The organism is Bartonella sp. CL25QHWL (assembly GCF_042195335.1).
In the GTDB taxonomy this organism is placed as follows: Bacteria; Pseudomonadota; Alphaproteobacteria; order Rhizobiales; family Rhizobiaceae; genus Bartonella.
Genome location: NZ_JBHIOE010000049.1, coordinates 1 through 2125 on the forward strand (window position 1 = coordinate 1; position 2125 = coordinate 2125).

The 2125-nt window shown below is 46.0% G+C and carries 4 protein-coding genes; all 4 read left to right on the forward strand.

Annotated features, from left to right (window positions below; genetic code table 11):
• Nucleotides 1-307, forward strand: a 307-nt coding sequence (locus ACFILY_RS09335; protein ID WP_375673355.1) for a DUF3164 family protein, incomplete at its 5' end; no start/stop codon positions are given.
• A gap of 10 nt (nt 308-317) precedes the next feature.
• On the forward strand, nt 318-935 hold the full coding sequence (locus ACFILY_RS09340) for a regulatory protein GemA (RefSeq protein ID WP_375673357.1): 618 nt from the start codon (nt 318-320) through the stop codon (nt 933-935).
• Nucleotides 936-941: 6 nt separating this feature from the next.
• Nucleotides 942-1349: a helix-turn-helix domain-containing protein gene (locus ACFILY_RS09345; RefSeq protein ID WP_375631544.1), complete on the forward strand. Its 408-nt coding sequence runs from the start codon at nt 942-944 to the stop codon at nt 1347-1349.
• A gap of 87 nt (nt 1350-1436) precedes the next feature.
• Complete coding sequence (locus ACFILY_RS09350; protein ID WP_375631546.1) at nt 1437-2018, forward strand: glycoside hydrolase family 19 protein; 582 nt, start codon at nt 1437-1439, stop codon at nt 2016-2018.
• The last annotated feature ends 107 nt before the right edge of the window (nt 2019-2125 follow it).

Here is a 2125-nt window from a genome sequence, read left to right on the forward strand (position 1 = left end):
ACCGCAATTGCAAATTGCCAAAAGCCTTCTTGATGAGTGCTTGAATGAGTGGTCTGCGGATGCGCGCCCTGAAATCCGTGCGATTATTACGCGTGCTTTTAATACGGATAAAGAAGGCAAGGTGAATCGGGGGGAGATCTTTATGCTGTTGCGTTTGGATATTGATGATCCACGCTGGAAAGAGGCGATGCGTGCTATTCGTGAGTCATTCCGTGTGACGACATCTAAGGAATATGTGCGTTTTTATGAGCGTGATAGCCTAGAAAGCGCTTGGCGTGCTGTGACCATTGATTTGGCGAAGACATGAGGGGAGGGAGATGTCTTTAGCTGTCCTTCATATGGGAAAACGCGCGTTAGGTCTTGATGATGAGACCTATCGCGCACTGCTCTATCGCTTAACAGGCAAGCAATCGGCGAAAGATTTGAATTTTTCAGAAAAGCACTTGGTTATCGCTGAAATGAAAGCGTTTGGTTTTAAGCCGAATGGGAAGCGTTTAGAGGGTAAATATGCCAAGAAGCTCCAGGCGCTCTGGATTGCTGGGTGGAATCTTGGCATTATTCGTGATCGTTCAGACAAGGCGTTGCTTGCCTTTGTGAAAAGACAGACAGGGATTGATCATATTCGCTTTTTACGCGATAGCGATGATGCATGCAGAGCTATTGAGGCGTTGAAAGGTTGGTTGCAGCGTGAGGGTGGGGTTGACTGGAGAGGAAAAAACCGCGAAGATTTATGGAGGAATAAACCAAGCATTTCCATTTTGTGTGCCCAATGGAAGTGTTTGAATCCCGATGCTATGTTTGAGCTTGGGGCTTTTTATCAAAGTGTTATGGCGTTAAGTGGTAAAGCTTTGGGTGAGATGAGTGGGGGCGACTTTAGAGAAGTGATGAATGTTTGGGGGCGGAAAATCCGTAAAGGTGTTAAAAGCGAGGGGTAAGCATGTATGCAAGAGGAAATCTATAGCGATTTTCCTGCCTTATTGCGTGAAATAGCTGATGTTGCGGGCAGTGAAGCAGCATGGAATATGATGCGGGCTTTTGGTGGACGAGAAGTTTATATACCCGGGCGTCTTGAAAATGCGGATTGGTTGATTGAAATTGTTGGGTTTGAAGAGGCGCAGCAATTGATCAACCATTTTTGTTTTAATGGTTCGGGTATGCGCCTTCTTATCCCCCTTGGCAGAGATGCTGAACGGCGGCAAAAAATGGTGCAAGCGTTGCAAAAAGGCTGGTCGGTGGATACTGCAGCTGCTGTTTCTGGTATGCATGTGCGTACAGCTTATCGCTTGAAGAAGAAAATTTCTTCAAAAGAACCACAAGGTTTATTATTTCCAGAGTTTTATGAGTATTGAGAGTTTTGACTGACAGTGTCAGGCTTATATTGGGGGAGTGAGACCCGATAAACTGCGAATGGATTTTTATTCATTGAGTGGTTTGTTATGGTTTCAATAGATGCCTCTTTTCTTCATCGCCTTGCGCCTAAATTGGCGCATCATGCGCGCCAAGATTTTATTATTGTTGAAATGGCACGCGTGTTGCCTGAAGCTTTGTCTTATGGTGCGATCACGACACCATTGCGTGTTGCGCATTTTTTAAGCCAATGTGCCCATGAGAGTGATGGCTTTTTTACCGTTTGTGAATATGCCTCAGGGCGCGCTTATGAGGGGCGGCGTGATTTAGGCAATGTCAACCCTGGGGATGGGGTGCACTTTAAGGGGCGTGGTTTGATCCAGTTGACGGGGCGCAATAATTATCGTCGTTTTACGAAGTTTTGGCGCTTAGTCGATGAACAAGCGGTTGATTGTGAAGCATTTCCGCAAGAGCTGGAAAAGTTTCCAGCAGCGCTTTGGTCTGCTGTTTGGTTTTGGCAAATGAAAGGCTTGAATAGGCTGGCTGATCAAGATGATTATCTAGGGATTACCAAGGCGATCAATGGGGGCAAGAATGGACTTGTGCAACGTTTGATTTATTTGAACCGCGCCAAAAAGCTTTTGGGACTTGGAGGCGAGGTAAAGGCATGAAACCTTCTTATCGTGGCTCTAGGCTCTATTTATGGTGGTCTTTTTGGTTTGCTTGGGGGGTTATTTTTTTGCTCGTTTCTGGTGGTTTGTGGGGGGCTCCGCATATT